Here is a 23,190-nt window from a genome sequence, read left to right on the forward strand (position 1 = left end):
TTGGTATTGAAATCCCACCGGGTCAGAGAGCAGGGCATGTACGCATGAGGGTTTTTCAGGAGCCTAGCCCGTTGTTTTCCTCCATGAGATGACCGGTGAGGAAAGGAGCGGCCGCCAACCTTCCATGGAAAAGGGGACGGATTTTATTTAGTTTCTGTTTTTTAATCTGTTAGCTAAGAAATGGCTTGGCGTATTATTGCTCTTTAATAATTGAGTTTTTATTTTTTTTGCTTGGCAAGCTTGAGCTTAGTCAAGCGGGCGGTTGAAAACCGCCCTTTTTTATTTATGAATTCTGCGAACTCATTTTTCGACTAATTACATCCAACAAATCACACCCATCCCTCAGAGGGATGGCCAGCAGCAATGCAAAATCGTGAAGCACAACCGCATCACTACTAATCTGCTCCCGAAACGCCAAGTTTTCCAAAAATTGAGTCACCGCACGAATACGGTAGGCGGCTGCATCATAGAGAACATCAAGGGGAGCTTGGGTGTCGATCACCAGCGCGGGGATGGTTGAATCGTGGCCTGTCAGGGGGATGTATCGGGTCATTTTCAAACTCTCTACTCAAGTGATTGATGCCACCACTCAAACGTCGCCAAACGAATGGGTGACAGCTGTACGCAGGTTGGCGAACCGGCAGTAGAGAAAACCGGCAGACCCGAAGGTCTCCCGCGCACAGCCGTCATAAGACGACTTTGCAGGCGCGCAAGTGGCTGCAAAAAAGCCGTCAGCTTGCGCATTCTCTACCGTCAGGTCGCCAAACCTGAATCGCCATGTGGGCGACCGGCGGACTATAAGCCTGCGGCATGAAAGGGTGCAAGTCGCCAAGCTGTCCTTGTAACAACTCTAAGTGGTCGTAGCGAGAAAAAACTCGACTACACCGCCGTGCAAGAACGCGGTTTCAGCCTCGACGGCCAGCCCGTCAGCGGCGCAGTCAACGGCCAGGGCCCGCTGGCTCTGGACAATCGCTCCCCCTCGATCACCCGCGTGCAAGGCCTGCCGGAAATCGCCCCGGTGGATAACAGCCACAAATACCTGATCGAAACCAACCCGGCGCTCACCGACCTCAAGCAGTTCATGAGCTCCGACTACCTGCTCGGCAAACTGGGCTACAACCCCGATGCCAGCTGGAAGCGCCTGGGCGACGGCCTGTACGAGCAACGCCTGATCCGCGAAGCCGTGGTGGCCCGCACCGGCCAGCGCTACATCAACGGCATTGCCAGCGATGACAAGCTGTTCCGTTACCTGATGGACAACGCCATCTCCTACAAGGACTCGCTCAACCTGCAACTGGGCGTCTCCCTGAGCGCCGCACAAGTGGCGGCGCTGACCCACGACATCGTGTGGATGGAAGAAGCCGAGGTCAACGGCCAGAAAGTCCTGACCCCGGTGCTCTACCTGGCCCAGGCCAACAACCGCCTGGCTCCCAACGGCGCGCTGATCCAGGGCCAGGACGTGAGCCTGATCACCGGCGGCGACCTGCACAACAGCGGCACCCTGCGCGCCACCAACAACCTGAGCATGGTCGCGGGCAACATCGACAACAGCGGCCTGATGCAAGCCGGCAACCGCCTGGAAATGCTCGCCACCGACTCGATCCGCAACAGCCGTGGCGGCATCATCAATGGCCGCGACATCAGCGCCACCGCCGTGACCGGCGACATCATCAACGAGCGCACCGTCACCACCTTCAAGCAAGAGGGCGAGGGCTATCAACTGCGTAACGACGTGGTCAGCGAAGCCTCACGCTTTGAGGCTATCGATACCCTTAAGCTGAATGCCGGGCGCGATGTGCTCAACCTTGGCAGCCACCTCAAGGCCGGTGGCAACGCCAGCGTGAGCGCAGGGCGTGACGTAGTGATCGCCAGCCAGACCGAACAGGACGACTACGCCTACCAACGCCGCCGCGTCAAAGGCACCGAGCAAACCACACTGCAACACGCCTCCGGTGTGGACGTGGGCGGTAACCTCGCCATCGACGCCCGTCGCGACATCGCCGTAGTTGCCAGCACCGTCAGCGCGGCCAAGGACCTCAGCGTCAAGGCCGGCAATAACCTGACCCTGGCCGCCGCCGCCAACGAAGAACACGAGTACTCCAAAGGCAAAAAAGGCGACACCAAAACCACCACCCAACTGGACAACGTCACCCAACAAAGCGCCGAACTCAAAGCTGGCGGCGATCTGGTCGCCATCGCCGGCACCGACCTCACGCTAGTCGCCAGCAAGATCAGCGCGGGCAACGAAGCCTACGTGCATGCCGACAACGAGCTGCAACTGCTGGCGGCGCAGGACAGCCACTACTCGCTGTATGACATGAGCAAGAAGGGCGGGTGGGGCAGCAAGAAGACCCAGCGTGATGAAGTGACCGATGTGAAGAATGTCGGCAGTGAAATCAAGACGGGGGGTGATCTGACGCTGGAGAGTGGTGGGGATCAGAAGTATCAGGCGGCGAAGCTCGACAGTGGCGGGGATATTGCGATTGTCAGTGGTGGGGCGGTGACGTTTGAGGCGGTGAAGGATCTGCATGACGAGAGCCACACCAAGAGCAAGAGTGACATGGTGTGGACGAGCTCTAAAGGCAAAGGCAACACCGACGAGACGTTGCGCCAAACGCAGATGATTGCGCAAGGTAGCGTCGTGATCAAAGCGGTCGATGGTTTGAAGATTGATGTCAAGCAGATCGACCAGCACACCGTAAGCCAGACCATTGACGTGATGGTAAAAGCTGACCCGCAACTGGCTTGGCTGAAAGAAGCCGAGCAGCGCGGAGATGTGGATTGGCGCAAGGTCCAAGAGGTTCACGATAGTTTCAAGTACAACAACTCAAGCCTGGGTGGTGGCGCGGCGTTGGTCATCGCCATCATTGTCACTTACTTCACCTGGGGCGCTGGAGCGGGTCTTGTGGGAGCGGCGTCTACTACAACAACCGGTCTCGTTGCGAACTCGGTGGTTACTGCGGTCGCAGTCAAAGGCGCGACAAGTACCATCAACAACAAAGGGAACTTGGGCGATATTGCCAAGGATGTGACGTCGGGCGATAGCCTGAAAGGCTATGCAATCGCAGGGCTCAGTGGGGCTATAGCTAAGTTTGCCGGCGTCACCGGTGAATTCACTGCCGCAGACCTTGGGAGGCAATTGGCGGTCAACTCGGCGCTGAGAACTGTTACCAATGGCGGCAGTTTTACTAAAAATATCGGTCAAGCAGCTATTGATCTGACTGCCAGCGTCCTGTCTGGAATGATTTACGAGCGTGTGGGAACCGAACTCGTTGGTTCCAACCTTTCCACTAAGGTGGCAGTGCATGCGATTGTCGGAGGATTAATCGCCGAAGCGGCAGGAGGGGATTTCGCCTCGGGAGCTATTGCTGCTGGCGCGAATAAGGCCCTGATACAAACGTTTGGTGAAAAATTATTCCCTGGCGAGGCCCATGATCGTGTGTTGGCCATGACCTCTCAGTTAATCGGAATGACGGTCGCAGCAGGTGTGGGGGGGAGCGCAAAAGATCAGGAAGTGGCGGGGTGGGTGGCTCAGCAGGGAACAATTTACAACGAGCTGCAGCACAAGGAGGTTGAAGCGCTCATTGGTGAGGCCAAAACCTGTACCGCCACAGAAAGCTGCAGGGACGTCATCAATAAATATGCTGATTTGAATGAGGCTAACGAAAAACGCCTGAATACTCTCTGTGAAAGCGATCCTGCAAAGTGCAAGGAAGCTTATGGCGACTGGGTGGCGAGCTATGACGCAATCCATGAGATGATTTCTCAAGTACGAGCCCACGGTGACCTACCTGATGAGGTGGATCGCATGCTAGGGGCGGTGGATTTGATGAACGTTAACTCTCGCTTGAGGGTGGCCGGGGTAGGTATTGTCGATGGTGCTTTGCAGGCAGCGAGTAACGCGGCAGGAGAGGTAGGCGTTGACATAGCCCCCGAGACGGTGGGTATGCTTTCCAAGTGGACAGCTATGCTGTTTGGGGTTAAAAAGGCGGGAGGTGCAAAAGCGACTGCGACCGTGATTGACACTGCTCCGATGGCCCAACGGGTCATGGACGTTCGAGCTGGGTTGCCGTCTGGCTTACGGCGAAGTGGTAACGTAGCTGTCGCGGAAATAGATATTCCCGGAATACCTAAGCAGATGGCCGCACACAGCCAAGTCTCTGATGCTGGTAAGGGGCTTATCGGCTCCGGAAATGGGAATTTTGTCGCTCAATCTGTACCCAATAAGGCTGGAGACTTGGTTTATCGGGGAATAGATACGGAATACAAAATTCTAGATAATATCGCTGACCAGTTGGGGAGAAATACCTCCGCAAGAGGAACAGTAAATATCCTTACGGAGAAAGCGGCTTGTGCCAGCTGTCTGAATGTGGCTGAGCAGTTCAAGGCGAAGTACCCCAATATTACCGTTAATATTCTTGATAATCAGGGTGTTATGCTGCGCCCTCCGAGGAAGACGCCGTAATGGAAGACAGAGTGACTTATGGTGAAATCCGGGCTTGGTTTCTGGGTAGCTATTATAGCTATTGCAAGGTCAAGCTCAGCCACCAAAGCTCATGGGCTGAAGGTGAAAGTGAAGTGGGTTATGCCTATGGCGAGCTTGAAAACTCATTTGAATTGCCTGTTGAAAAGTTAATGCTCGAAGTTATAGCACTTATTCTTTCAGCAGGGCGATCTCCGGAAAAGGTCCAGAGGTATCATCTGGATACCATCTCTAAATTGTTAGATGAGTTTGAACTCTCCTCTATGTTGGAAGATCTGCCTTCTGATGAAGTCGTGGAGCTTAAAGATGACCTTGGATTATTAGGTATATGTTAATAGGGTAAAGCAGATATAGTCCGAAATATTTGTTGGTGCAAAAGCAACTACTAACGCTCCAAATACACCCAGGTTCATTACGGACTCTGCCGGTAGTACTATTGATTTAGATTATACCAAGGGACTCAGGGAAACGAATGTGACGGTCACGGGAACGCGTGGTGGTGTTCAGTATCCGTTGCAAGGGCAAACTCCCGATTCTTATGCAAATCTTGGAAATGGGCATGTTGTTGTCTACTGTCCTGAGGGGCGTGCACTATATGATGTGTCTAGCTCTCGGATTAAGGTGGTCGAATGGAACCAAGCTCCGAATGGAACATATTTCCCCAAGAAGGGAAGTGATGCAAAAGTTTTTGAGGGGAATGTTCCTCAGTCGGTTCTTGATAGCTTGGGGTTGAAATGATGAAAGTTTATCAGGGTAATATTTCTAAAGAGTCGTTGAGTCTGTTTGTTTCAGATATTGGCTCCGGGGAGTTTTTTTCATATGTAGGGAACTTGGTTTCATTAGAACAGGCAATTTCTGTTCTGGGTTTGCTCTCTCCTGATTTTATTGAGGTCAATGGTCACATTTTCTGGCTGCCTAACGCTCAGCAATACGATCCGCAAAAATTTCATTTGAACGGGCTGGTTGAGACCGAATCTAGTGTGTTGGAACAAAGTACATCGCGTAGAGACGTTGAACGATACAGAAATATTTTTTCAATAAATCAGTTCTTTTCAAAGTGGGAGGATGCACCGGGTCGACCCGTATTTAAAGTGGGCCTGTCGGAAGAAGATTATCGTCTTTGTCATTTATTTGCTGAACAGATCACTAGATATTGGAGGCGCGCGTTATCCGATGCCTTTCCAGAGAAGGTATTTCAGTTTGAAATTGCTGACGATCTTCTCGATGAATATGGTGTCTGTCTGACATTCTGGCAGTCGTAGTTTAAAGAGCGCACAGGATGTGTCCGCGCCATTAAAACCACTGCCAGAGGCTAAATAATAATTATGCGTTTAGAAATGGTGCAAAAGGAATAGGTAACGCTACAGAAGCGGGCTCCGTTTTTACTCAATAACGTAACTTTTGGTCAAAAGACCCTATTCAGTTTAGTTGGGATAAGGTATATCAACGGAATGATTTATTTGATCCTAATTTGCAAACTAGTTGGCGTGAAGGTGGCAAGGTCATAACAGGTAGTAATGCTGAGCGTATGGCCTCTGGTCGCGCGCCCATCGGTGTAGATGGCAAGTCGGTGAACCTGCACCATATGACGCAAACACAGTCAGGGCCTATTGCAGAAATGACGCAAAGTTTTCACCAAACAAATAGCGCAACTATTCACATTAACCCTAATACAATTCCTTCAGGTATTGATAGGGCAGCTTTTGATAAGTGGAAGGCGCAGTATTGGCAGCAACGATCTGCAGATTTTAGGAATTGAGAATGAGCCAAGTTACGACGCACCAAATTGAGGATTTAGTATCACTGCATCCTGATATCGTGTGCTTTGGCAGTCAGGCCGACTGCGTGGGTGATGACTGGATTGAGAAGGCTGAGCAGCGGCTAGGGCTTGAACTACCAGAGTCATACAAGTGGTTTTTAAAGACGTATGCGGGGGGCGAGATTGGTACTGAAGAAATTTATAGTATCTATGGCGTGGACTTTGAGGATGTCAATGGGGGGGATATTGTCTATCAGCACATTGTGGGCATAAAAAATAATCTGGTAGATGGCAAAAAACTTGTGATTAGCGAAACTGATATGGGGGAGGTCTTTTTCTTTGACTATTCGAAGTTTAAAGATGGTGAGTGCCCTGTGAGTCTTCGGCTTCCGTCTGGCGATAATGTTAATTATGCTTCAGATTTTTATGAGTTTTTGTATAAAAGAATTTCTGCTCATATTTGATAGATATCCTCATCCTACACCGGCCATGCGCCGGTGTTGTTTTATCTGCTTACTGCAAAACCTCCCGTCCTTCGCTGCTCGCTTTGGTCGTGGCCTGAGCGATCAAGGCATCCAACATCTGCGCCACAAATTTCTGTTGGCTCTTGGGTCGTCCAGGGTGTTCTGTGGTGGGCTCAATACCCATATCGGGGTGGTTTTGTTCGATGAGCGCGCATCGGCTGGGCCGACCGGCGCGCAGGCCGCGCCACGTCTGGCGTTGCGCGCCTAGACAACGAAATTCGCGTCGGGTGATACTGTTGGTGCAAAAGCTACTGCTACAACGGGAGAGGTTGTAGCTACTGAAGCCACAAGTGCGAATGCCCAAGCTGCATTGAGAGCGAAACTATCAGGACTACAAAAAGCTCAAGAGACAGCAGCGGTCACTAGAACACTGCCTGATGGCCGTATTCGTTACTACACACAAGAGGTTCCTGCAAGGACAGATAATTATCCCTAAAAAACTACTTTCCCGGCTGTTGATTCCCTTGTCTGATGGTGAAGAGCAATAGCGCTGTCTGGTCGTTTTACGCCGCCACGAGCGACTGCTTTTAGCAAAAAAGGGGATTTATTTTCTCAGAATAAATAAATCCTTTTCATTGTATGTCCCCTTCCATTCTTCCATTGAACCGCTGAAATCTTCCATCAGCAATTATGCATCCATGCATCCATTTATTCGCGCTAATGCATATCCACGTCTAGGGTTACCTCGAGCCAGATCGAAACGCCCCATCCAATATGGGCAACCTTGAACGTCGATAGCTCAGCAACACCGCCACACGGTTACAAGCAGGACGCTTGTTTTCACTCATGGAGGATTGAAACATGTTAACCACTGAAACAACCCCATCCACCGGCAACACACTGCCCAACTGCCTGATTGGCCATCTGCTCGATCCGCAGTTGGTCGAAGTCGAAGCGGCTGCTCAGCCACAGGCAATGGCTGCCGCCAGTCTCAATTTCAGCATGCAGCGACAAACCCAGACTAACTGGTGCTGGGCGGCTGTTTCCGCCTCGGTCGGCAACTACTACGGCACCGGGTCCTGGACCCAGTGCGGTGTCGCCAGCAGCGAGCTGGACCGTAACTGCTGCAATCAACCCGGACCGTGCAACGTCTACGGCTATCTGGATTCCGCTTTACGAACCACGCGCAGCTACAACGGCATGAGCCAAGGTTCGTTGCAGATGGCGGCCATCCAGGACCAGATCAACAGGGGCCGACCCATCGGCTTGCGTTGCGCCTGGTACGGAGGCGGTGCGCACTTTTTGGTGATCTATGGAACCAACGGCAATTACCTGTTGATCGCAGATTCGATCTACGGCTATTCGACCCGCGCGTTGAACGCGTTTCCCGGTTCGTACAACGGCGGCGGCAATTGGACTAACACTTACTTCACCGTAAAAAACTGAGGAGGGCGAGATCATGCAACTGACTTATCCAAAGGCGCCCTCCAACGGCGTACAGACACTGCGTCCTGCGTTGCAAGCCGCGCTGCAAACCCAGGGTGCGGGGGCCCATCACTCACTCGCGGCCGCTGCGCCGGGCAAAATCAGGCTGAGCGAGGCCTATCGTGGCTACTCGCTCAGCCTCGAGGATTTGACGCACGGTAAAAGCCTGAAAGACGCGAAGGTCGGCGATTGGCACTACTTGGTGTTTGCCGATGGCGTGACGATTGCGGACGCGCAACTGGCCGACGTCCAGGGGCAGGTCGAGTTCGCCTCGCTCAACCACGGGCCGTTGGCAGCGGCGACGGTGGATGCGTTGAAACTGGCGGAGCAGTCGGCGCAATTGAAAGGTAAAACCGTTGAGCTGCGAGTCCTGTTCATCTCGGCACTGCACGTTGTGGCGATCTGGCTGCACGCGGACAGCGAAGAGGTGCTGATCCCGATTGAGCCGACCCCCAAGGAACTGGCAGTCACTCAGTTGTACAGCGAGGCGGCGCTGCTCAAGCTGCTCAAACCGGCGGCTGAGGAGGCCCGCAAGCGCTTCGACGCGGACACCCGTGGGCAGTTGGGCAGTTGATTAAAAATTAGCGTTGTAAAAAAAGCCGCCGCCTGTAACTAGGCGGTGCACTTTTGTGCCTCGCATTTGAAAAGCGCCATGTCCGTGATCACGACCGTCGACACTCGACCCCGCACCAGGGCGATACGCATGACTGAGGCCGTTGAAAAGACGGTTTCTTTTCGCGCATGGGTTGCGGTGATCGGGGGCTTGTTCGGTTGTTTCATGGCCGGCATGAACGTCCACGTGGCCCGCGTAGCGATGTTCATGTCTGGCGGGGCCACCTTCGGCCTGGTGCAACGGGGGCTGGCGCCGTTCAGGCCGCGCCGGATGAAGTGGTTCAACCCGAAACTCATGGTCGCCAGTGGCTTTTTCATCATGGCCCTGGCCTTGCGACAATCAAAAAACTGAATACATCAGGGTTCGCAGGCTAGGCCCTCTCCCAATGAGTCGGGGGAGAGGTCAACTTTTATCGCCTGGGAAATATTGCGTTCAACACGCGTAGCGGGGTGTGCCAGCCACATCAGAACCGTCTGATGTTGATGCTCAATGCGTCGTTGCACCTTAAGGAGGTGCCTGAATGGGCACTCCACTTCGATCTGATGCCGGTGGATTTCCTTGCACGCTTATTACCTCAAGCCAGTCGACTTTATCTGGCCCAACAAAAAGGAGCTTTCCCATGCAGCATTTTGAACCCGACACTCTGGTCCGCAATCCGGTCGGTAACCCGGTCGTTGCTCGCGTCGTCGTCGATGGCGATGCCCGTAGCGTATGGAACGTCGTCGGTGATTTCGCCGGGTTTAACAAGTTTATTCCGGCGCTGTCCCATATCGACATGACCGGCACCGGCGTGCGTTCGGTGCGCAAGAAGCTGTTCAAGGACGGTAACGTGGTCATTGAGCAACTCAACTCCCACGACAATGAGCGCATGACCATGACCTGGTCGCTCATCTACACCTCCCTGAATATCGGCAACCTGTGGGCGCTGATGGAGGTCGTTCCGCACGGTGCGAATCAGAGCGTGGCGACCTGGACCATCATGGGGCAGCCTTACACCGGCGGCCAGGAAGATGTGCCGGCGTTCGAGGCATTCCTGCAGGGGTTTGCCGATGATGCAATGTCCAATGTACAGGCGCTGTTCGCCTGACAGCGACGGTTGCATGGCCCTGCAAGTGCGCGTTGGCGCAGGCGTCTTGCAGGGCTGGTCGCGCTAGCCGAACCGCCCGGTGATGTAGTCTTCGGTCTGCTTCATCTTCGGCTTGGTGAAGATCTCGTCGGTATTGCCGTACTCGATCAACTCTCCCATGAACATGAACGCGGTGTTGTCCGACACCCGTGCGGCTTGCTGCATGTTGTGGGTCACGATAATCACGGTGTACTGAGCCTTCAGCTCCGTGATCAGTTGCTCGATACGTCCGGTCGAGATGGGGTCGAGCGCCGAGGTCGGTTCGTCCAGCAGCAACACTTGCGGGCGCAGCGCGATAGTGCGGGCGATGCACAACCGCTGTTGCTGGCCACCGGAGAGGCTTTGCGCGCTCTGGTTGAGTTTGTCTTTGACCTCATCCCACAAGGCGCCGCCGCGCAGGGCTTGTTCGACGCGGTCGTTCATTTCGCGCCGGGACAATTTTTCATGGTGGCGTACGGCGTAGGCGATGTTGTCGTAGATCGACATCGGAAACGGTACGGGTTTCTGGAACACCATGCCGACATGGCTGCGCAGCCGGTTCATCGAGTAGCCGGGGGCGAGGATGTTTTCACCGTTGAGCAGCACTTCGCCCCGCGCTTCCTGTTTCGGGTACATCGAGTAAATACGATTGAACACCCGCAGCAAGGTGGACTTACCGCAGCCCGAGGGGCCGATGATGGCGGTGATGCGTTTTTCTGGAATATCGATGTCGATGGATTTCAGCGAGCGTTGGTGGTTGTAGAAAAACTCCAACCCCCGCACCTGGATTTTGGTTTTTTCGCGATCAATGCCGGTGGCGTCCATCAGTGAGACCTATTGCGTAAAAGAATCAGGCGAGATGCCAGGCTCAGTACCAGCACGAACAGCGTGAGGACCAATGCACCCGCCCACGCGAGCGAATGCCAGTCGTCGAACGGGCTCATGGCGTACTGGAAAATCACCACGGGGACACTGGCGATCGGTTTGAGCAGGTTGCTGCTCCAGAACTGGTTGCCGAAGGCGGTGAACAGCAGCGGCGCGGTTTCCCCGGTGATCCTGGCGAGGGCCAGCAGAATGCCGGTGACTACGCCGGCCTTGGCCGCTCTCAGGACAATCTGCAGCGTCAGCTTCCATTGCGGCACACCCAGTGCCAGCGCAGCCTCACGCAGGGTCGACGGTTGCAGTTGGAGCATTTCATCCGTGGTGCGCACCACCACCGGAATCACCAGCAGCGCCAGGGCCAATGCACCGGCGATGGCGGAAAACCCCACCTGGTGGTGGGTGAGCAGGTTCAGCGGCAGGATCACGCCGGTGTAGATGAACAGGCCCAGCACAATCGAAGGGGCGGACAACAGGATGTCGTTGATAAAGCGCACCGTGGTGCCCAGGCGCGAATGACGGGCGAACTCCGCCAGCCAGATACCGGCCATCAAGCCGATGGGCGTACCGATCAGCAGCGCGATGGCCGACATGAGTGCACTGCCATAAAACGCATTGGCCAGTCCGCCTTCGGTGCCGGGCGGTGGGGTCATCTGGGTAAACAGGCGCAGGTTGAGGGCCTGGAGGCCATTGATCACGGTCGTCAGCAGAATCCACGCCAGCCACAACAAGCCGAAGGCGGTGGCACCACAACTGAGGACCATGGCCACGCCGTTTTTAAGGGCGCGCTTTCGGTACAGGCGTTCGTTGGCGTTCATAGCCCTTCCTTGCGCGACAGGCGCATCAGCATCAATCGCGCCAGCGCCAGTACGACGAAGGTCACGATAAACAGCAGGAAGCCCAAGGCAATCAGCGCGGAGCGATGCAGGTCGGTGTAAGCCTCGCTGAATTCGTTGGCGATGACGGAGGCGATGGAGCTGCTGGGCATCAACAGGGACGCGGAGAACTGTTGCGCGTTACCGAGCACGAAGGTCACCGCCATGGTTTCGCCGAGGGCACGGCCCAAGCCGAGAAAGATGCCCCCGACCACCGCCGAGCGGGTGTAGGGCAAGACGATGTCCCAGACCACTTCCCACGTGGTGCTGCCCAGCGCGTAGGCCGACTCTTTCAATTGCGTCGGCACACTGCGGAACACCTCATGCATCACTGAAGTGATAAACGGCATGATCATCACCGCCAGCACAATGCCGGCAGTCAGCATGCCAATGCCCAGCGGCGGCCCCTGGAACAGAGAACCGACAAAGGGCAGGGCGCCCAGGTAGTCATTGATCAAGGGCGACAAGTGTTCAGCCATGAACGGCCCGAACACAAACAAACCCCACATGCCGTAGATGATCGAGGGAATACCGGCGAGTAATTCAATGGCCGACGCCACCGGCATTTTCAGCCAGGGCGGCGCGACTTCGGTGAGAAAAATCGCGATGCCGAAACTCACGGGCACCGCAATCAGCAAGGCCAGAAAGGAAGTGACCAAGGTGCCGTAGATCGGCACCACGGCACCAAAGTGGTTGTTGACGGCGTCCCACTCGGTGCTGGTGATGAAACCCAAACCAAAGGTCTTGAAGGCCAGGCCGCCACCCCAGAGGGTTGAGAATGCAATCGCTCCCAGCAGTACCAGCACCAGCATGGCGGCGCCGAACATCGAGCGCTTGAACCACAGGTCGTGGCGTTGGTCGCGGGCGGCGCGGCTGTCGCCCCGTGTGTCACTCGCGTGAGTCGTCATAACCAGGGATTGGACGGAGTCGTTCATATCAGATGTGCTCACCACCTTGCGCAATCACTGCGCAAGGTGGTTGTAGGGCGAATCAGTGGGCGAAGTCAGACTTCCAGTAACCTTCGATTCGCGACACCAGGGAGTCCGGCAAGGCAACGTAGTCCAGGGAAGCGGCCTGTTGCTGGCCTTTTTCCAGTGACCACTTGAAGAAGCTGAAAGCCGCCTGGCTTTGCTCGGCATTCTTGGGCTGCTTGTACATGATGATCCAGGTGGTGGCCGTGATCGGCCATGCGCCTTCGCCTGGCGCGTTAGTCATGATCAGGTTGAAGTCCTTGGCGCTGGCCCAGTCCGCGGTATCTGCGGCGGCCTGGAACGCCTTGGCGTTAGGCTCGACGAATTTGCCCGATGCATTCTTCAACTGGGCGTAGGTCATTTTGTTCTGCAACGCGTAGGCGTATTCGACAAAGCCGATCGAGTTCTTGATCTGCTTCACATAGGCCGACACGCCTTCGTTGCCCTTGCCACCCACACCTACCGGCCAAGGCACGGTGGTACCGAAGCCGACCTTGGTTTTCCAGCCATCGCTGACTTTGGACAGGTAGTTGGTGAAGTTGTAGGAAGTGCCGGAACCATCAGAACGATGGACCACGGTGATGTTGGCACCAGGCAACTTCAAGCCCGGGTTGAGTGCGGCGATGGCCGGGTCGTTCCACGCCTTGATATCGCCCAGGAAGATCTTTGCCAGCACGTCGCCATCGAGCTTCAACTGGCCTGCCGCCACACCTTCGACGTTCATCACCGGCACGATGCCGCCAATCACGCTGGGGAATTGACCCAGGCCACCGGCCTTGAGGTCATCGGCCGACAGAGGGGCGTCGGAGGCACCGAAATCCACGGTGGCCGCCTTGATCTGGGCGATGCCACCACCGGAACCGATGGACTGGTAGTTGATGCGGTTGTTGGAGTTCTTGCTGTAGTCCTGCGACCACTTGGACAGCACCGGGTACACGAAGCTGGAGCCGGCACCGGTTACGTCGGTGGCGTGGGCCACGCCGCTCAGACACAGGGCCGTCAACAAAACAGACAGACTTTTTTTAGTCGGCAACATCACGACAACACCTCAAGGGAAGGGGCAAGTGGATAGGTCCACCTGTCTAAGACGTGACGATTTAATTCCTGATATATGTCTGTTTAATGACGAATTGGCTTTATGAAGAAACATTTAGAAATGGTTGCTCCGATGGCAACAAGCGCACCTGCTGCCACCGAAGCCTGCCTATTTAGCGGTTGTTTTGATCAATTCCAGCCTGCAACTCCTGGCTGTCACTGTGCCCACCCGCCCGCAGCAGCCCAAGGTTGATGGCCTGGTCCTGACGCGTTGCGTCGTCCTGTTTCTGGGGCAATTCGTCCTTGGCACCCAGCACCAGGTTGACCGGTGATTTCGACGCGTTCAGCCCGACATCGGCGCGATAGTCGCTGCCGGACAGCGTCGTCGCCTTCACCGTGGAGCCACCCAGGTCGACCTTGCCATTGTCCGCGCTGATGCGGGCGCCCGTGAGGCGAGTCTCGCCACTCACTTGCAGATGGACGCCCTGGATGCCGCGAATACCCGACGCCTGGGCGACGCTGTCCTTGACGACGTGGCTGACGTCCAGGTTCAGGGTCGGGGTGTAGGCGGTGTTGCCGCTCTTGTCGCCGAACAGCACGTTCTGCGCCGTATCCGCCACTGAGCTGCCGGTGGTGTTCTTGCCACTGACGACGTAGCTGTCACTGGTTTTTGGCCAGACCTTATCCTTGAACCCGGACAAGCGAGTGCCCAGGGCGTCCTTCTTGTCCGCGAGGTATTGCTTGGCCTTGTCCACGCGGGTGCCGAACGCGCCACGGGGTTCGGGGTTCACGTCGTAGCTACCGCTGCGGCTGAGTTTTTCGCCCAAACGCTCCTTGGCGTCAGCGACGCTGTTGACCACCTTGTCCTTGGCCGAAGCCAGGTGCTCGGTGCCCTTGTCGACCGCGTTCTCGAGTTTCTCGCGGTGTTTGTCGAAGGCGCCCTGGGCTTTGGCTTGCACCTTGTCCTTGAGCGGGCCTGTGGTCTTGGCCAGCTTATCGACCACGCCGGGCTGGTTTTTTTCGACATCCAGCTTGGCATCGACATTGACCTGGGTGCTGTTGACCTGGTCCTTGCGGCTCTCGACGATCAGGTCGCCGCCCACTTTGCCGCTCACTTGATCCGCTTCGATACGGGCCCCCGCCAGGTGGGTATCACCGGCGCTGTTGATGGCCACGGTACCCGCCTTGATCAGGCTGTCGTGTTGGGTGGTGCCTTGCAGGTGATCCACGTCGACCTTGGCCCGGGCATTGATGCCGCGCTGGGTCTTGGGTGTGTCGTGCTCACCGGCGTCGGCCAAGGTGGTCTTGCCGCCGCTGCCGCCTGCGCCCAGGGCCACGCCCCAGCTGTTGTGGGCCTGGGTCGATTGCGCTGACTCTTGCAGGATGCCGCCGTTCTGCGCGTCGAGATTGACGCTGGCAGCCGTGACTTGAGTGCCTTGCAAGTGGATGGCATTGGCGGTGTCGGCGCCACTGGCGAGGGTGACGTTGCCGTTGCTGTGCAACTGCCCGACGCTCACGCCGTGGTCATTCTCCGCCACGTTGCCGATGTTGAAGTTGGCACTGAGGCTACCGGTCTTGCCACTGCTTTCGGCACTGCTGGTCTTGCCTGCACCGACGGTCAGGCCGCCGCCCAGGTTGCTGCCGCTGCTGACATGGGTGTTGGTCGCGGCCTGCAGGTCCAGTTTGCCACCGGCCTTGAGGCTGATATCACCGGTCTTGGCGGTGTCGCTGCCGATCTGAGTGCCTTGCAGGGTCATGTCACCGCCGCTGCTGAGCAGGATCGGCCCGCTGCCCTGAATCGTCGCGACCCGCGCCTGGCTGTCTTGCGTGTCCACGCGTTTGTGATCCAGTTGCACGCCGGCACCGAGGTTGACGTTCGTGCCGTTGGTGCCGGGTGCCGTGCCCACGGTCAGTGAACCGCTGCCACGCAGGGTGCTGCTGTTTTGGCTCTGGGTGTCGTTGGCCTGGTTCAGCGCCAGCTCACCGCCTGCCTTGAGGTTGACGCCCGCCTGGCCACCGTTGAATTGGCTGCCTTCATAACGCGCGTCGCCCTTGGTCTGGATGTTCACGCCTTGAGTGCCCGCGTAGCTGCCGACCACCGCCGTACTGCTGGATTCGCGCACGTCACTGCTGCCGCCTGCGCCGCTGCCGCGCACATTCACGTCTTCACCGGTGGTGGTGTAGACCCGCACGCCCGCCTTGGCGTCCACGCCTTGCTCGCTGCTGCTGTGAGTATTGGCGGCCGCTGTGACGACATGTTCACCGGCATTGATCTTCAGCCCGCCGTCGGTGGCGCGGTATTGAGTCCCTTCATCCTGCAATTTGCCGGCGGTGTTGACCTGGACCGTGGCGCCACTGAACTGGCTGACCACGGCGGTGCTGTCCTGCTGTGTACGGGTCTTTTGGGTATGACCCACCTCCACATCCAAGCCGACATTGGGCTGCTCGAACGCATCCAGCAAGCCGGGTTGATGGAATTTGGCCTGGGCGACGCCTTCGACCGCCTTCTCGATCGGCCGGGTGACGCCTTTGTACTCGACATTGGCACCGACATCGGCGGTCCAGCCGTTCTCTTTGTGGGTGCTGGTCTCGGTGTTATGCGCCGCTTGGTTATCGATGTTGCCGGCGTTGACCTGCAACCCGGAACCGGCCTTGACCTGTGCGCCCTGGCTGGTGAGGGTGTTGCCGGCATTGATGGTCAGTTTGCCCGCCGCCGCCACGCTGCTGGTGTGTGCCGTGGTCTGGTTGCGGGTGTCGTGGCTGCTCTGATGGCTGAACTGCGCGCCGTTGCCGGCCTTGTCCAGGCCACCGGTGTAGTAGACGCCGCCGCCGGTGGTGGTGGTGTCAGTGTCGCTGAGCGTGCTGTCGTGAGCGGCCAGCAGTTCCACGTTTTTACCACTCAAGGTCGCATCACCTTGGGTCGCCTTGACGTCGGAACCTTTGATACTCACATCGCCACCGGCTGTCACCACGACACTGCCGCCACTGAGGCCCGAGGCGTGCTGCCGGGTGGTGTCGGTCTTGCGGGTTTGCTGCTGGTCTTCATAGTTCACACCGGCGCGGTACTGACGGCTACCGTTGGCGGTTTCCTTGGCGTAGCCATTGAAGCCGCGGGTATGAGTGCGGGTCGTGTCGTGGGCGGTGTTTTCAGCCGCCACGACCTTGATGTCGCCCTTGGCGTCCGCTTGCAGTTCACCTGCGGCGGACACTTGCGAGCCGCTGACGGTGATGTCCTTGGCGCTTTGCAGTGTGAGGTTGCTGTCCGAGCGCAAGTCGCTGGCGACGACGGTGCTGCCCTTGAGGTTCGTGCGGTTTTCATCCTTGGAGAGGCCGAAGAACTTGCTGTCGTTGCTGTAGCGGTTGTCGTGGGACGTGTCTTGTACGCCGTCGATGACCAGTGAACCTTTGTCGCTGATAACGCTGGCCTGTTTCCCGCCTCGGGCCTGGCTGCCGCTGATGCGCACGTCGTCGGCCTTGACGATCAGCTTGCCATCTGCGTTGACCCGGCTGCCGGTATTCAAGGTCTTGCCCTTATCGCCGTCGCCGTTCTTGCCGAAGAAACTGCCACCTGTCAGGTCGCCGGAGTAGGCATTGTCGCTGCTGCTCTGGGTACGGCTGGCGCTGCTGATGTCCACTTTGCCGCCGGCCAATTGGATATCACCGGGTGTTTTCAGCTCGGCGCCTTGCAATTGCAGTGTCTGCTGGCTGCTCAGCTCCAGCGTCTTGCCGGCCTTGAGGCTGCTGGTGACGCTGCGTTGTTCGCTGCTGGAGTTGTCCCAGTTAGCCTTCCACAGGTGCTTGCGATGGTTGCCCAGGTCGCGGGTTTCATGGGTTTCGGTGGCGGCATTGACCTGCAGGTCGGCGCCGCTGTTGACGTGCAACGCGCTGCCCGCTTCCACCTGGCTGGCTTTGATCTCGGTCTTGGCGCCGGACTACAGCGCGGCATCTTGTTGCGCGACAACCTTGTTGCCGTGCTGGCGCGAGTCCTTGTCGGTGGTGGTGCGGTCATAGGTTTCGTAGGTGAACAGGAAGTTGCTGTTGTTCCACTGTTCACGCTTTTCCTGGAGCTTGCGGCTTTCCAGGCTGCTGAGGGTCAGGTTGCGGCCGGCGTCGAGTTTGACGTTGCGCCCGCTGACATCGGTCGCCGTCAGGTTCAAGTCCTTGGCACTGTGCAAGTCGACGTCACCCTGGCGGCTCTGCACGCCGGCGCGGGTGGCGTCGAGGCTGCCCGCGTGGACCTGGCCGCTGATAGCGAGGTCGCCGGCCGAGCTGATCGTCACCCCATCGCGACCCTCCACTTGCACGGCACCTACGCGTACACCGGCCCCTTCGGCGGTGCTGATGATGTTGATGCGCCCAGCCTGCATCGCCCCGAACAGGCTGGCGTCGATGCGCTGGTCCTGGGTCTTGCTGGCCGGGTCCACCTGGCGCACTTGCCCGCTGGCGTAGTCGACCTGATTACGGCCCACGGTGAGGTTCAATTGATCACGGGCACTGAGGCGACCGTCGCTGTCGATACGCGGGGCGATCAGGTTGATCGAACCCTCGCGGTTTTGCAGGCCCTGGCCTTGTACCGTCAGTTGGCCGCGGGCATCGCGGGTGTTCAAGGCTTGCAGCTTGCCGTCGGTAAACTCGGGGCGGCCGACCACCAGGTTGGCGTTCGGGGTGTTGATGAAGCTGCCGCCATTCACGGAAATCCCGTTCGGGTTGGCCAGTACATAGTCGGCGGCCCGGCCGAAAATTTCCTGGGCGCCGTTGAGGGTCGAGGCGTTGCGGCTGATCACCTCGTTGAGGATCACGCTCGCTGCCTGGCCCTGGAACTGCGGGTTGGCCGCCAGTTGCCCGGCGAGTTGGGATTGGCCGGCCTGCAAGGCGTTGTTCAACACCACGCCCTGGCGGTCGACGTTGTAGTCCAGGAACTGGTTATGGGACAGGCCGCCGGCATTCGGCGCGACGATGTTGATGATGGGCACACCGCCCTGGTTTTGCAGCTGCGGCGTGCCGCCAGGTCCCTCGACGATGGTCAGGCCACCGGCCAGTACCAGTTGCGGCAGCAGGAACAGGCTGGCAATGGCCCAGCGCAGTTTGCCCTGGGGCGAGAGGTGAAACGCGTGAGTATCAGTCGGCATCATTGATTTCGCTCTGTGTTGTCTGATCTGCCACGTGCGTTGTTCGTTGCAACGCTGCTGTGGGGGTCAGGTACGGCAGTTAATTCAGGCTAATCCGGTGTTGGCTTAAATCTGCAAGCTCAAGCGCGTCAGCCAGACCTGTGGCTCCTGGCCAAACCCTGTGGGTGTGTTGAGGCTGCGTTGGTAATCGAAGTCGAGCTGCACGTTCTTCCAGCTCAGGTTGAGCCCGGCACTGGCACCGCTCAGGCGTTGGCCCTGGGCGCCGTGTTCGCGCTTGAGCCAGCCGTTGTCCAGGCCCAGGCGCGGGGTGATCTTGACCGGCAGGTCGCTGTTGAGGGGCAGGCGCAAGGTATTGCGCCACACCGCACCGATAGCACCGGACGCGCTGTTTTCGCGGTAGCCACGCACGGCCGAGTCGTCGGTGCCCAGCAGTTGTTCGATGGCGGGCAAGGTATCCGGGCTGTATTGCGCGGACAGCTGGCTCTGCCATTGCCACGCTTGCTGTCGCCATTGGCCGTTGCGCCATTGGGTCAGGTTGGCGCGGTACTTGTGGAACTGCGCTTGGGGCAGGTTTTTCACCACCTGATCGGCATCACGATCGGCGCCGAACCAGGTCAGTCCCTGGGCGTAATTGACGTCGAGGTTCCACACTGCGCTGTTGAGCCAGAACAGGTTCAAGCCGGCCTCGGCCACGGTCAACGTCGGGCTCTGGATCCCCAGGCGAACCTTTTGCAGGTAGCTGTCGACGTCCTTGTAGGCCAGTTGCAGGTTGGCGCTCAATTGATGGCCCTGGTCGCGCCACAGCACTCGGTCGGTGCGCAAGCTGACTTGATCCGTGCGGCCGCTGTTATAGAACGTGGTACTGCTGAGCTTGAAGGGCGAGCGGTATTCGGCATGGCTGGCAAATACGCTGTAGGTCCAGTACCCGTAAGGGATCGAATAGAACAGGCTGTTGCTGCGGCTATAGCGCGGGCCATGGTTGAGCGTGTCGCTGAAGCTCAGGTTGAGCGAGTCGTTGAGCTGCAGCGGGCTGTCCAGGCTCACGCTGATGGCATTGCGATCGCGCCCGGTGCTGGCGCTGCCGAGGTTATCCACACCCAGTCCCAGCCCCCAACGCGAGTCACTGCTGCGCGAGCGCAAAATGATGCGCGAGGCGCCAGGTTCGTTGCCGGGGGCGATGTCGGCGGTGAGGTCCACCGAACGCAGACGGTTGAGCTGATCCAGGCCCTGCTCCAGGTCGCGCAGGTTCAGTGGCTTGCCGAGCATCCCGGGGAATGCTCCGCCTAACGACACGGGCAGGCTCTGGTCGGCCAGTTCGATGCCTTCGAGGTAGCCTTCTTCGACGTGAATATCCAGCGGGTGCCCGGCGGCTGGCGTGCTGATCAGGTACGGACGGCTGGCGATATAGCCGGCCTCGACATACAGGCCAGTGATTTGCGCCAACAGCCGGTTGATCTGGGTCACGCCCATGCAGGGGGCCACGTAGGGCTCGATGCGTTTGTTCAGTTCGGCCTTGCTGAACAGCGTCACACCGGCCAGGCGCGTGCCGCTCAGCGGCCAGCACTGTTCATCGTTGGCGATGTCCTTTGGCAAGGTGGGCGTGGCCGGTAGCGTCCCGAAACTGCCTCTTTGCAGTTGCCGCTGGCGCTGTTCGAGTTGTAACTGCTGCAAATCGCGCTGCTGTTGCTGCTGCAAGCGCAGCGCTTCCTGGCCGGGTTGCGGCCCATCGGCGGCCGCGACCGGCAGCGCACAGAGGCAGAGCAGGGCGATGCCCAACTTAGGGAGATAACACGGGCGTTCGGTTGAGGGCTGATTCGGCACTCGACATCCTTAACGTAGAAAAACACACGACCCATGAACGCTCAGCCATACCGTGAGCTCAGGGGACTTGCCGCACTTGAGTCATCAATAAACGGTTTGTTACAGCGTCTGTAGGATTTATTACACAAAATGTGAGTAATGCCGCGTTATTTGGCAAAAAAATGCACAAAAGCGGTGCGCGATAGGCGAGTGATAACCGGGCGGGGCTTTATTTTCGGGCTAAGCGGGGAGGCGGTTAGGCAAAGAGTGTTTTTGATTGTTGCAGCAGAATCGTTTAATCGGTTCGTTGGCGGGCAGGGGGGGCACGGGCACCTGGTCACGCCGATTGATGAACATAGGCTTTTGCATTCTGGGGATATTCTGTAGCCTTGCGCAGCTTCAGATTCACCCGTGCTTGATGAACACAATCACTTCGTCCGGCGGCGCCCGAAGGGCTCCAGAGCCGGTGGTACACTCGACTTTCGCGCTTACTGCGCCTGCAGGTCTTGCGAACATGACGCAAATTTCCGAACGCCTACTGGTTCAAGCCCACCTCGACGCCAAGCAGCCCAAGGCCCTCAGCGCCGCTGAAGAGGCTGGCCTGCGCGCCGCCATCGCCGCTGAGCTCAAGGCTCAAGACGCAGTGCTGGTTGCCCATTTCTACTGCGACCCGGTGATTCAGGCCCTGGCCGAAGAAACCGGTGGTTGTGTCTCCGATTCACTGGAAATGGCCCGATTCGGTGCGGCCCACCCGGCCAAGACTGTGTTGGTCGCCGGTGTGCGGTTCATGGGCGAGACCGCCAAAATCCTCACACCCGAAAAACGCATCCTCATGCCCACCCTGGAAGCCACGTGCTCCCTGGACCTGGGTTGCCCGGTGGATGAGTTTTCGGCGTTCTGTGACCAACACCCCGAGCGCACCGTGGTGGTATATGCCAACACCTCGGCGGCGGTCAAAGCCCGGGCGGACTGGGTGGTGACCTCCAGTTGTGCACTGGAGATCGTCGAAAGCCTGATGGACAACGGCGAGACGATTATCTGGGGGCCGGACAAACACCTGGGCACCTACATCCAGCGCCAGACCGGGGCCGACATGCTGCTGTGGGACGGTGCCTGCATCGTCCACGAAGAGTTCAAGTCCAAGCAGTTGGAAGACATGAAGGCGCTGTACCCGGATGCCGCGATTCTGGTGCACCCGGAGTCGCCGACGTCGGTGATCGAACTGGCGGATGCGGTGGGTTCCACCAGCCAGCTGATTGCCGCGGCGCAGCGTTTGCCGAACAAGACCTTTATCGTCGCCACCGACCGCGGCATCTTCTACAAGATGCAGCAGCTGTGCCCGGACAAGGTGTTCGTCGAAGCGCCTACCGCCGGTAACGGCGCGGCATGCCGCAGTTGCGCGCACTGCCCGTGGATGGCGATGAACACGCTGGAACGCACGTTGCAGTGCCTGCGTGAGGGCAGTAATGAGATCTTCGTCGAACCTTCGGTGATCCCGCAGGCGGTGCGCCCGCTCAAGCGCATGCTGGATTTCACCCAGGCTGCGCGCCTCAAACTTGCCGGCAACGCCTGATCCTGTTGTGGATACGATCAAAATGTGGGAGCGAGCAAGCCCGCTCCCACATTTGATTTGTGTCGCTTGGAATTATTTTTTCTGCTTCGGGATCCGCACCAGCTGCGTGTCCGAATAGATGTCATGCCAGCTGCGTTTGTGCTTGTCGAACAACGACCAGATAAACCCCAGCCCCACGCACAACCACGACGCAATCGACACCACAAAGCGTAACAGTGCCTGCCACAGGCTGATGCGCGAGCCGTCGGCGTTCTGGACGCGCACCCCCCACACCTGCATGCCCAGGGTCTGCCCGGAATGGGTCCAGAACTTGGCAAAGAACCCAAACAGCACGAAGAACAGAATCGTCGACAGCAACGGGTCGCCGTCCAGCGCGCCAGACTCGGTCAGCGTGCGCATTTTCGCTTCGCCCACGATGGCGATCCACACCAGTTTGTAGACAAACGCGGTGACGATCAGCAGGGCAGTGCACAACAGGAAATCATAGAACATCGCTGCCAGACGACGGCCCAGGCCAACGGCGGGGAATTCGCCTTGGGGGCTCAGCAGGGGGTTGGACATGGCAGGGCTCTCTGAGGAAAAAAAGCAGTTTACGGAATCGCGCCCATAAAAAAGCCCCTGATGTCATACCAGGGGCTTTTTGTCGCAGGAAGGATCAGCCTTCTGCTTGTACTTCGTCAGCCTGCAGGCCTTTCTGGCCTTGAACTGAAACGAAGGTGACCTTCTGGCCTTCCTTCAGGCTTTTGAAGCCATTGCCCTGAATGGCGCGGAAATGCACGAACAGATCCGGGCCGCTTTCAGGAGTGATAAAACCAAACCCTTTCTCGTCGTTGAACCACTTGACGGTACCGCTCTGACGATCAGCCATTTTCTTCTTTCCTTTGACGCTAAAAATTAATGACAGCCCCTTTCATATGAAAGAGTACTGGGCTGGGTTGCAGGAAAGTAAGAGACGTCGAACGGGTTGTAGCGTAGTTACTTCAGCTACTGCCCAGGTCCAGGTTCCAAGCGACCCATGC

The 23,190-nt window shown here is 57.7% G+C and carries 17 protein-coding genes and 2 pseudogenes; 10 read left to right on the forward strand and 9 right to left on the reverse strand.

What is annotated here, in order from left to right; translation table 11 throughout:
* Positions 1 to 283 precede the first annotated feature (283 nt).
* Positions 284 to 553: a hypothetical protein gene (locus M5B43_RS03255; RefSeq protein WP_194439062.1), complete on the reverse strand. Its 270-nt coding sequence runs from the start codon at positions 551 to 553 to the stop codon at positions 284 to 286.
* Positions 554 to 889: 336 nt separating this feature from the next.
* Between M5B43_RS03255 and M5B43_RS03260 the strand changes: the two genes are divergently transcribed.
* The 9 genes and pseudogenes from M5B43_RS03260 to M5B43_RS03300 all read left to right on the forward strand — a co-directional run bounded on the left by M5B43_RS03260 (position 890) and on the right by M5B43_RS03300 (position 9,891).
* On the forward strand, positions 890 to 4,465 hold the full coding sequence (locus M5B43_RS03260; RefSeq protein ID WP_248748753.1) for a deaminase domain-containing protein: 3,576 nt from the start codon (positions 890 to 892) through the stop codon (positions 4,463 to 4,465).
* Complete coding sequence (gene imm2, locus M5B43_RS03265) at positions 4,465 to 4,818, forward strand: Imm2 family immunity protein (RefSeq protein ID WP_248748754.1); 354 nt, start codon at positions 4,465 to 4,467, stop codon at positions 4,816 to 4,818. Before M5B43_RS03260 ends, imm2 begins: the two co-directional genes overlap by 1 nt.
* A 399-nt stretch (positions 4,819 to 5,217) precedes the next feature.
* Positions 5,218 to 5,745 carry a hypothetical protein gene (locus M5B43_RS03270; protein ID WP_240996594.1) on the forward strand — a complete coding sequence of 176 codons (528 nt, stop codon included), beginning with the start codon at positions 5,218 to 5,220 and terminating at the stop codon, positions 5,743 to 5,745.
* Positions 5,746 to 6,011: 266 nt separating this feature from the next.
* On the forward strand, positions 6,012 to 6,242 hold the full coding sequence (locus M5B43_RS03275; RefSeq protein WP_248748794.1) for an HNH/ENDO VII family nuclease: 231 nt from the start codon (positions 6,012 to 6,014) through the stop codon (positions 6,240 to 6,242).
* A gap of 2 nt (positions 6,243 to 6,244) precedes the next feature.
* Positions 6,245 to 6,706, forward strand: a complete 462-nt coding sequence (locus tag M5B43_RS03280; RefSeq protein WP_248748755.1) for an SMI1/KNR4 family protein — start codon at positions 6,245 to 6,247, stop codon at positions 6,704 to 6,706.
* Positions 6,707 to 7,567: 861 nt separating this feature from the next.
* Positions 7,568 to 8,152, forward strand: a complete 585-nt coding sequence (locus tag M5B43_RS03285) for a papain-like cysteine protease family protein (RefSeq protein WP_248748756.1) — start codon at positions 7,568 to 7,570, stop codon at positions 8,150 to 8,152.
* 13 nt (positions 8,153 to 8,165) lie between these two features.
* On the forward strand, positions 8,166 to 8,765 hold the full coding sequence (locus M5B43_RS03290) for a hypothetical protein (protein ID WP_248748757.1): 600 nt from the start codon (positions 8,166 to 8,168) through the stop codon (positions 8,763 to 8,765).
* A gap of 129 nt (positions 8,766 to 8,894) precedes the next feature.
* Positions 8,895 to 8,993 (forward strand): annotated as a pseudogene (locus M5B43_RS03295) (hypothetical protein); the annotation flags it as partial.
* A gap of 430 nt (positions 8,994 to 9,423) precedes the next feature.
* Positions 9,424 to 9,891: an SRPBCC family protein gene (locus M5B43_RS03300; RefSeq protein WP_248748758.1), complete on the forward strand. Its 468-nt coding sequence runs from the start codon at positions 9,424 to 9,426 to the stop codon at positions 9,889 to 9,891.
* A 63-nt stretch (positions 9,892 to 9,954) separates the two neighbouring features.
* Here M5B43_RS03300 and pstB read toward each other — a convergent pair whose 3' ends face one another.
* The 6 genes and pseudogenes from pstB to M5B43_RS03330 form a co-directional block, all read right to left on the reverse strand.
* Positions 9,955 to 10,734 (reverse strand): phosphate ABC transporter ATP-binding protein PstB, encoded by a 780-nt coding sequence (pstB, locus tag M5B43_RS03305; RefSeq protein WP_248748759.1) that lies wholly within the window; start codon positions 10,732 to 10,734, stop codon positions 9,955 to 9,957.
* Positions 10,734 to 11,606 (reverse strand): phosphate ABC transporter permease PstA, encoded by an 873-nt coding sequence (gene pstA, locus M5B43_RS03310; protein ID WP_248748760.1) that lies wholly within the window; start codon positions 11,604 to 11,606, stop codon positions 10,734 to 10,736. The genes pstB and pstA overlap by 1 nt, the downstream gene beginning before the upstream one ends.
* Complete coding sequence (gene pstC, locus M5B43_RS03315; protein ID WP_248748761.1) at positions 11,603 to 12,598, reverse strand: phosphate ABC transporter permease subunit PstC; 996 nt, start codon at positions 12,596 to 12,598, stop codon at positions 11,603 to 11,605. The genes pstA and pstC overlap by 4 nt, the downstream gene beginning before the upstream one ends.
* 55 nt (positions 12,599 to 12,653) lie before the next feature.
* Positions 12,654 to 13,670: a phosphate ABC transporter substrate-binding protein PstS gene (pstS, locus tag M5B43_RS03320; RefSeq protein WP_248748762.1), complete on the reverse strand. Its 1,017-nt coding sequence runs from the start codon at positions 13,668 to 13,670 to the stop codon at positions 12,654 to 12,656.
* A 172-nt stretch (positions 13,671 to 13,842) separates the two neighbouring features.
* Positions 13,843 to 18,798, reverse strand: a pseudogene (locus tag M5B43_RS03325) (hemagglutinin repeat-containing protein).
* Between the two features lie 105 nt (positions 18,799 to 18,903).
* Entirely contained in the window at positions 18,904 to 20,619 is a 1,716-nt protein-coding gene (locus M5B43_RS03330; protein ID WP_248748763.1) for a ShlB/FhaC/HecB family hemolysin secretion/activation protein, read from the reverse strand.
* A gap of 493 nt (positions 20,620 to 21,112) precedes the next feature.
* Between M5B43_RS03330 and nadA the strand changes: the two genes are divergently transcribed.
* Positions 21,113 to 22,171, forward strand: a complete 1,059-nt coding sequence (nadA, locus tag M5B43_RS03335; RefSeq protein WP_248748764.1) for a quinolinate synthase NadA — start codon at positions 21,113 to 21,115, stop codon at positions 22,169 to 22,171.
* A gap of 72 nt (positions 22,172 to 22,243) precedes the next feature.
* Here nadA and M5B43_RS03340 read toward each other — a convergent pair whose 3' ends face one another.
* Positions 22,244 to 22,732 carry an RDD family protein gene (locus M5B43_RS03340; RefSeq protein WP_248748765.1) on the reverse strand — a complete coding sequence of 163 codons (489 nt, stop codon included), beginning with the start codon at positions 22,730 to 22,732 and terminating at the stop codon, positions 22,244 to 22,246.
* A 94-nt stretch (positions 22,733 to 22,826) separates the two neighbouring features.
* The gene (locus M5B43_RS03345; RefSeq protein WP_065887618.1) at positions 22,827 to 23,039 is read right to left on the reverse strand and encodes a cold-shock protein; all 213 of its coding nucleotides are present in this window, start codon (positions 23,037 to 23,039) and stop codon (positions 22,827 to 22,829) included.
* Between the last annotated feature and the right edge of the window lie 151 nt (positions 23,040 to 23,190).

Source organism: Pseudomonas sp. MWU15-20650 (genome assembly GCF_023242475.1).
GTDB lineage: Bacteria > Pseudomonadota > Gammaproteobacteria > Pseudomonadales > Pseudomonadaceae > Aquipseudomonas.

Bases quoted from the DNA above. Each gene is read 5' to 3' on its own strand.
- pstA (WP_248748760.1), bottom strand. From the start codon at position 11,606: ATGAACGCCAACGAACGCCTGTACCGAAAGCGCGCCCTTAAAAACGGC.
- M5B43_RS03290 (WP_248748757.1), top strand. From the start codon at position 8,166: ATGCAACTGACTTATCCAAAGGCGCCCTCCAACGGCGTACAGACACTG.
- M5B43_RS03345 (WP_065887618.1), bottom strand. From the start codon at position 23,039: ATGGCTGATCGTCAGAGCGGTACCGTCAAGTGGTTCAACGACGAGAAA.
- pstS (WP_248748762.1), bottom strand. From the start codon at position 13,670: ATGTTGCCGACTAAAAAAAGTCTGTCTGTTTTGTTGACGGCCCTGTGT.
- M5B43_RS03270 (WP_240996594.1), top strand. From the start codon at position 5,218: ATGATGAAAGTTTATCAGGGTAATATTTCTAAAGAGTCGTTGAGTCTG.
- M5B43_RS03255 (WP_194439062.1), bottom strand. From the start codon at position 553: ATGACCCGATACATCCCCCTGACAGGCCACGATTCAACCATCCCCGCG.
- pstB (WP_248748759.1), bottom strand. From the start codon at position 10,734: ATGGACGCCACCGGCATTGATCGCGAAAAAACCAAAATCCAGGTGCGG.
- M5B43_RS03280 (WP_248748755.1), top strand. From the start codon at position 6,245: ATGAGCCAAGTTACGACGCACCAAATTGAGGATTTAGTATCACTGCAT.
- M5B43_RS03275 (WP_248748794.1), top strand. From the start codon at position 6,012: ATGGCCTCTGGTCGCGCGCCCATCGGTGTAGATGGCAAGTCGGTGAAC.
- M5B43_RS03285 (WP_248748756.1), top strand. From the start codon at position 7,568: ATGTTAACCACTGAAACAACCCCATCCACCGGCAACACACTGCCCAAC.
- M5B43_RS03300 (WP_248748758.1), top strand. From the start codon at position 9,424: ATGCAGCATTTTGAACCCGACACTCTGGTCCGCAATCCGGTCGGTAAC.
- imm2 (WP_248748754.1), top strand. From the start codon at position 4,465: ATGGAAGACAGAGTGACTTATGGTGAAATCCGGGCTTGGTTTCTGGGT.
- nadA (WP_248748764.1), top strand. From the start codon at position 21,113: ATGACGCAAATTTCCGAACGCCTACTGGTTCAAGCCCACCTCGACGCC.
- M5B43_RS03340 (WP_248748765.1), bottom strand. From the start codon at position 22,732: ATGTCCAACCCCCTGCTGAGCCCCCAAGGCGAATTCCCCGCCGTTGGC.
- pstC (WP_248748761.1), bottom strand. From the start codon at position 12,598: ATGAACGACTCCGTCCAATCCCTGGTTATGACGACTCACGCGAGTGAC.